The 6,855-nt window shown below is 69.1% G+C and carries 7 protein-coding genes, 1 tRNA gene and 1 pseudogene; 3 read left to right on the top strand and 6 right to left on the bottom strand.

The window, feature by feature from the left end; translation table 11 throughout:
* Nucleotides 1-261: 261 nt before the first annotated feature.
* On the bottom strand, nt 262-588 hold the full coding sequence (locus ACZ7KF_RS16595; protein WP_471074446.1) for an antibiotic biosynthesis monooxygenase family protein: 327 nt from the start codon (nt 586-588) through the stop codon (nt 262-264).
* A gap of 290 nt (nt 589-878) precedes the next feature.
* Between ACZ7KF_RS16595 and ACZ7KF_RS16590 the strand changes: the two genes are divergently transcribed.
* Nucleotides 879-2,363 (top strand): FG-GAP and VCBS repeat-containing protein, encoded by a 1,485-nt coding sequence (locus tag ACZ7KF_RS16590; RefSeq protein ID WP_471074443.1) that lies wholly within the window; start codon nt 879-881, stop codon nt 2,361-2,363.
* A 98-nt stretch (nt 2,364-2,461) separates the two neighbouring features.
* A complete protein-coding gene (locus tag ACZ7KF_RS16585; RefSeq protein ID WP_471074441.1) occupies nt 2,462-3,559 on the top strand; it encodes a Yip1 family protein in 1,098 nt (365 codons plus the stop codon).
* A gap of 113 nt (nt 3,560-3,672) precedes the next feature.
* Here the strand turns inward: ACZ7KF_RS16585 and ACZ7KF_RS16580 are convergent, their stop codons facing one another.
* Complete coding sequence (locus ACZ7KF_RS16580; RefSeq protein ID WP_471074438.1) at nt 3,673-4,176, bottom strand: phosphoribosyltransferase; 504 nt, start codon at nt 4,174-4,176, stop codon at nt 3,673-3,675.
* Between the two features lie 13 nt (nt 4,177-4,189).
* Complete coding sequence (gene dcd, locus ACZ7KF_RS16575) at nt 4,190-4,765, bottom strand: dCTP deaminase (RefSeq protein WP_467794063.1); 576 nt, start codon at nt 4,763-4,765, stop codon at nt 4,190-4,192.
* Between the two features lie 514 nt (nt 4,766-5,279).
* Here dcd and ACZ7KF_RS16570 point away from each other — a divergent pair.
* A tRNA-Gly gene (locus ACZ7KF_RS16570) sits at nt 5,280-5,353 on the top strand.
* Between the two features lie 15 nt (nt 5,354-5,368).
* On the opposite strand, the pseudogene ACZ7KF_RS16565 reads toward ACZ7KF_RS16570, so the two are convergent.
* The 3 genes and pseudogenes from ACZ7KF_RS16565 to ACZ7KF_RS16555 all read right to left on the bottom strand — a co-directional run.
* Nucleotides 5,369-5,659 (bottom strand): annotated as a pseudogene (locus tag ACZ7KF_RS16565) (hypothetical protein); the annotation flags it as partial.
* Nucleotides 5,660-5,663: 4 nt separating this feature from the next.
* Entirely contained in the window at nt 5,664-6,536 is an 873-nt protein-coding gene (locus ACZ7KF_RS16560) for a hypothetical protein (protein WP_471074435.1), read from the bottom strand.
* The gene (locus ACZ7KF_RS16555) at nt 6,533-6,841 is read right to left on the bottom strand and encodes a hypothetical protein (protein ID WP_471074432.1); all 309 of its coding nucleotides are present in this window, start codon (nt 6,839-6,841) and stop codon (nt 6,533-6,535) included. Before ACZ7KF_RS16555 ends, ACZ7KF_RS16560 begins: the two co-directional genes overlap by 4 nt.
* Between the last annotated feature and the right edge of the window lie 14 nt (nt 6,842-6,855).

Raw genomic sequence — 6,855 nt, 5'->3', positions numbered from 1 at the left:
TGCTCACGGACTCCGTGAACGGCAAGAAGAACGAGGGCAAGGCCAAGGAGTCCGTCCAGGTCGTGGACGTCGCCCAGCTGCTGCTGGACTCCGTCCGGACCCCGGCCGACCCGGCGGGCGAGCCGGAGCCGGAGACCGCGCCGGAGCCGGAACCGGTCAAGTGACCGCCCCCTGAAAGACCCGACGACGCCCCCTGACCCGCACAGGCAGGGGGCGTCGTCGCGTCCCGGGGTCAGGCACCCTGCGGCGCCTGTCCCGGGGTCAGGCGCCCTTCGGCGCCGCCTGCTGCACCACCTCGAAGGACCACAGGGTCGAGCCGGAGGCCGCCGGCTTCGGGCGCTCGCCGCCCTCGCCGCCGCCCTGGTGCGCGGACTTCATCGGCCCCTCCATCCACGCCTGGAACGACGCCTCGTCGCGCCAGCGCGTGTAGACGAGGTACGTGTCGGTGCCCTCCACGGGGCGCAGCAGCTCGAACCACTCGAAGCCGTCGGAGTTCTCCACCGCGTGGGCCCGCGAGGCGAACCGCTTCTCCAGCACCTCCCGCTGCTCGGCGGGAACGGTCAGCACGTTGATCTTCACTACGCTCATGGACCCATCCTGGCCCACACCGCCGCCGTTCTCGGAAGCCGGTCGGGAAGGCGTACACCAAGAGGACCAGTACGAAGCCCCCCCCCCGGCGAACAGAGCCGGCCCCACGCCCGGCTCCCGTCCGTTCACGTACGCACGTACGCACGTACAACCCTTGAGGATCACCGCTGGTCTCCTGATCGCCGACCGCCCGGTGAACCACGGCACAACCCGTGATGAACAAGGGCGGACCGCACCCCAACCACTGCGGATGCCCCGCCAGGCATCCCCCGCATGCCGCAGGAGACCGCATGCACAGACTCCCTCCGCGACTGGCCCTCGCGACGGCCGTGGCCGCCGCGCTGACCGGCGGTCTGCTCACCTTCGCGGCGTCGCCCGCCACCGCCGCGGACTCCTTCAAGGTCGCCAAGGCCGACTTCAACGGCGACGGCATCGGCGACATCGCCACCTCGGCGGCCACCGCGTACGTCAGCGGTCACAAGAACGCCGGCCAGGTCGTCGTCGTGTACGGCACGAAGACCGGAATCTCCTCCGCCAAGCGCACCACCCTCAGCCAGAACAGCGCCGGCGTCCCCGGCACCGCCGAGACCGGCGACATGTTCGGCGCCGACCTGGCGTACGCCGACTTCAACGGCGACGGCTACGACGACCTCGCCGTGGGCGCCCCGAGCGAGAAGGTCGGCACCGACACCAACGGCGGCGGCGTCGCCCTGCTGTGGGGCTCCAAGAGCGGCCTGACGGGCAAGGGCGTGGACCTCCCCGACCCGGCCACCGGCTCCCACGACTTCTGGGGCCAGACCCTGGCCGCCGGCGACTTCGACGGCGACGGCAAGGCCGACCTGGTCGTCGGCAGCTCCGCCGCCACCCTCTACCTGTACAAGGGCGGCTTCGGCAGCACCGGCACCCCGGCCGGCCGCACCACGGTCAAGCCGCCCATCGAGACGGGCTCCAACGACTACCCGTACGGCCCGATGAACCTGACCGCGGGCGACGTGAACGGCGACGGCCGCACCGATCTCGTCGTCGACGGCTACGAGACGAAGACGTCGTCGCACTGGAACACCAACTACTGGCTGCCCGGCACCACGAGCGGCCTGAGCGCCGGCTCCGCCAAGGCCCTGAAGTCCGGCATCATCACCGGCATCGGCGACGTCAACGGCGACGGCTTCGGCGACATCGTCTCCGGCGCCTCCTGGGACACCCGAACCAGCGACGGCGAGACCATCCCGGACTCCGCCAAGGGCGGCAGGGTGAGCGTCACCTACGGCTCCGCCTCCGGCCCGGCCGGCACCACGTCCATCAACCAGGACACCGGCAACGTGCCCGGCGGCTCCGAGACCGGCGACGGCTTCGGCTGGGACATCGACCTCGGTGACATCAACGGCGACGGCCGCCAGGACCTGGTCGTCAGCTCCCCGAACGAGGACCTCGGCAGCGTCGCCAACGCCGGTCAGGTCACCGTCCTGTACGGCTCCGAGTCCGGCGTGAACACCGCCTCCGGCGCCCAGTCCTTCGCCCAGAGCACCGCGGGCGTGCCCGGCGGCGACGAGAAGTCCGACCTGTTCGGCGCCGACGTCAAGCTCGACGACGTCACCGGCGACGGCAAGGCCGACCTGGTGATCGGCTCGTACGAGAACGGCGGCGACGGCGCCCTGACCTACCTGCCGTCCAACGGCACGAAGATCACCGCGTCCGGTTCGCGGGCCTTCGGCGCGAGCACCGTGGGCGTCTCGACCACCGGTACCCCGCAGTTCGGCGCCGTCTTCGCGGACTGAGCCGGCGCCGCGGGCGGCGGACCGAACCGGCGCCCCGGGCGGAAACCCGGGAAACCCCTCAGGAACCCCGGGTGCCCGTCCTGACGGTCCCTTAGGGGATGTCACAGGTCGGCCGCAAAGCCGGGCCCGGACCACCGGGCCCGGCACATCGGCCGCCAGGACCAGGTACGTTCGATGACGTGGCTGGATTCAGGATCGGACGCGGGGGCCGAGACAACCGCACCCCCCAAGGACAGCAGGCGCCCCAGGGACCGTCGTACGGACACGGGCGCGGCCCCGCTCGCCCCGGAGGACCGTCGTACGGTCAGCCGTCGCACGGTCAGCCGTCGCACGGTCAGCCGTCGCACGGCCGGCCGGGCCCGTCGGGCCCCTCGTACGGCTACCCCTCGGCGCCGCAGCCGCCGTACCCGCAGCAGGGACAGCAGTACGGACACCCGGGACCCGCCGACGACGGGCCGGAGTACTTCGGCGACGGCGGCTACGCGGGCTCCGGGCAGGGCGGCCACGGGGGCCACGGCGGGCCCGGCGGGCATGATCCCTACGCGGCCAACAACCCGGGTCACACCCAGGCCTTCTCGGTCGACGAGGCCGCCGGCTACACCCAGGGCGCGACCTACCACGCCGGCTCGGCCGCCGCGCCCGCCGGCCCGGTCGGCCCGCCGCTGCACTGGAAGGAACTCCTGAAGGGGATCGTCCTCTCCCCGGACCAGACGTTCCTGCGCATGCGGGACTACACGATGTGGATCCCCGCGCTCGTCGTCACCTTCCTCTACGGCCTGCTCGCCGTCTTCGGCTTCGACGGTGCCCGCAAGGACGCGATCAGCGCGACGCTCTCCAACGCGGTGCCGATCGTGCTGGTGACGGCGATCGTGATGGTGCTGGGCCTGTTCGTCCTGGGCGTGGTCACCCACACCCTGGCCCGCCAGCTCGGCGGTGACGGCGCCTGGCAGCCCACGGTGGGCCTGTCCATGCTGATCACGGCCCTCACGGACGCGCCCCGCCTGATCGTCGCCATGTTCTTCGGCGGCGACGCCGGCTTCGTCCAGATCCTGGGCTGGGCCACCTGGATCGGCGCGGGCGTCCTGCTGACCCTGATGGTCTCCCGCTCCCACGACCTGCCCTGGCCGAAGGCCCTGGGCGCGTCGGCGATCCAGCTGGTCGCGCTGCTGTCGATCGTCAAGCTGGGCACGTTCTGACGGCCGCCCGGCACCGGACACGGCGAGGGCCCTCGGCAGTACTGCCGAGGGCCCTCGCCGTGCACCGCGTGGCCTGGGCGTCACCGTGCGCCGCGTGGCCTGAGCCGTTTCCTTCAGGCGTCGAGGACCTGCCCCGCCCGCCGCACGACGGGCGGTTCGACGCTCCACGGGAAGTTGATCCAGTCGTCGGTCCGCTTCCACACGTACTCGCACTTCACGAGGGAGTGGGACTTCTCGTAGACCACCGCGGAGCGCACCTCGGCGACGGTGTCGAGGCAGAAGTCGCGCACCAGCTTCAGGGTCTTGCCGGTGTCCGCGACGTCGTCGGTGATCAGCACCTTCTTGTCGGAGAAGTCGATCACGTTCGGCACGGGGGCGAGCATGACCGGCATTTCCAGGGTGGTGCCCACACCCGTGTAGAACTCCACGTTCACCAGGTGGATGTTCTTGCAGTCCAGGGCGTAGGCGAGCCCACCGGCGACGAAAACCCCGCCACGCGCGATGCTGAGCACGATGTCGGGCTCGTACCCGTCGTCGGCGATGGTCTGCGCCAGCTCCCGGATGGCGACCCCGAACCGCTCGTAGGTCAGGTTCTCGCGCACGCTTGCGTCGCTCATGTAGTCGTAGCCCTCACACCTGGGTCCGATGGAAATTGAGGAAGGACCGCGAGGCGGTCGGCCCGCGCTGCCCCTGGTACCGGGAGCCGTAGCGCTCACTGCCGTACGGGTGCTCGGTGGGCGAGGTCAGCCGGAACATGCACAGCTGCCCGATCTTCATCCCCGGCCACAGCTTGATCGGCAGCGTGGCGAGATTGGACAGCTCCAGGGTCACATGCCCGCTGAACCCGGGATCGATGAACCCGGCGGTGGAGTGCGTGACCAGGCCCAGGCGCCCGAGCGAACTCTTCCCCTCGAGTCGCGACGCGAGATCGTCGGGCAGCGTGATGACCTCGTAGGTGGAGGCCAGCACGAACTCCCCGGGATGCAGGATGAACGGCTCATCGCCCTCGGGCTCGACCAGCCGGGTCAGATCGGCCTGCTCGACGGAGGGGTCGATGTGGGGGTACCGGTGATTCTCGAACACCCGGAAGTACCGGTCCAGCCGTACGTCGATGCTCGACGGCTGCACCATGGATTCGTCATAGGGATCGATCCGCACCCGCCCGGCGTCGATCTCGGCCCGGATGTCCTTGTCTGAGAGAAGCACGTAGCGAGGATACGCAAGGCGCGCGGAGCCATGGCAATCACGACGGCTCCGCGCGCCCGCTGTCACACTCCGACTACAGACGGTCCCCTACGGCTCCCGTCACCGCTTCTCCATGGCGACGGGCACCGGTACCGCGCTGCGGAGCCGGGCACACCGCGGACACCGCACGAGCCGACCGGGGCCGAGCCGACCGGCCATCTGCATCGGGAACGAAGCGGTGCTGAAGACGTGCCCGTCCGCGCATCGGACGACGGTGCGTTCCATCAAGTCCCTCAAGTCCCTTCCCCAAGAGCCTCGTCCGGCGTTGCTGCCCGGACGACAAAAGCCACATTACGGGATCAAAGAGACGGCACTCCAGGCGGCACTCCGGTCCCCCACGGTACGCCCCAACTCACCGCGCCCGCAGCCGGATCCCACCCCGAAACACCCCGGGTCGCAGCACCGGGGGCCGGCGATGATGTACAGTGAGCGAGCGTCCGGACAAGGGATCCACGGAGACCATGTCCGTACATACGCGGGTGTAGTTTAATGGTAGAACATCAGCTTCCCAAGCTGAGAGCGCGAGTTCGATTCTCGTCACCCGCTCCATGAGAAACCCCCAGGTCATAGGCCCGGGGGTTGTTTGTTGTCTAGACCAGTGCGCGGGCTGTGCCTCCAGGTCCGCACCATAAGCAGCGGCTTCAGTAACTTTCGGTGGGCTTTTTCTTGTGGTTGCGCGTTCGCGCTCGTGTGGGGCTTCGCACGCTCGGCGCGGACCATGTCGTCCAGCCCGGCGGCAACATCACGCTGCCGATCCTCGTCGGAGAGCTGGAAGATCAGCGCGGCCTTCTCTGACGACTGGCCGGCGCGCACCATCGCTTCCTTGAGGGTGGCGCCGGAACGGGTCGAGAGCGTTTGATCACCAGGGCAGCGGCTCAGGGCGGCGGTTCCACCACCATCCATGGGGCGAGGCAGCGCACGCTGGAAGCAGCTCCTTGCGGAGCAGACCTCCAGTGTCATCGACTGTCAGCTCGGCGAAGAGGGCATCCAGAGAGCCAAGCGAGTTCCGGAGCAAGACAGTCGCATCCTTGGGGAGTTGAGTGCACACCTGCTCCAGCTCGTCGCGCACTTCCAGACGCTCGCAATAGAGGTCCGGAGGAAACCAGCCGGAAGGCGCCCACCCGGCTTCCATGTGGCGCACGAGTTTCTCCCAGGCACCGAGGCGATCACTTGCCGTCCAGGCCGACGATCCCAAGGTCCCGGCCTCGTCCGGGTGCATGCGTCGCAGGTGCGCGGCGAAGGCGTCGGTAAGCGGCGTGGCGATCTTCAGCTCGCGGACCACTTCCGGAATGCGGGCCACCGTGACATGAGGCAGTCGGCCGACGGGAGCCTCGACCCTGTCGATCGTGTAGCGAGGTTCGTCGTCGGAACCGTACAGGCGTGCTCGCGTGACCAGCCCAGCTTCCGTAGCCAACCAGTACGCGCTCGGCGGCGCTTCCTCGGCGGGGAAGAGGACCACGGTGTCTGCCGCGGAGGCGAAGGCGGACGCCAGGTCGCGCTCGCTGGGTTGCGGTTGCACGGACTCCTGGACGTAGATGTCCAGGGACGTGGACACGTCGCCAAGCACCGTGACCTCGTCGCAGAACACCAGGGCATCCCAGTTGCGCAGCTCTTGGTCAGTGTCCTCGTCAGCGACGTCAACGTCCTGCACGCTAACATCCAGGCACTGCGCAAGTACCGCAGCGACAACGTCGGCGCTCAGCGGTTCGACGGTGAGGAAGTTGTACGTCATGACGGATAGGTCCCGTTGTAGATGTCCAAAGCCTTCTGCACGGCCTGTGGGTTGTTCACGAAGCGCGGGGCACGGGTCAGCTGCGGGGCCGCACCGATGTCACCCTTCGCCTTGACGATCTGCTGGAGCGCGGCGTACTCGTTCCGGTCGAGTTTGACGATGCCCTCCCCGCTGTCGGGGAATACCCTGCCGGAGGGTTCGACCTCGTACGTGCGGCCGTTGATCTCGTAGCGGCTGACCTGCGCCCTCCAGGTGGCCTTGCCATCAGCGAATATCAGCGAGGTCTTGATTGACGTGCCGCTCATAGCCCCGCAGGATG

The organism is Streptomyces sp. NPDC038200 (genome assembly GCF_055600785.1).
This window is presented reverse-complemented; position numbering and strand designations above follow the sequence as displayed.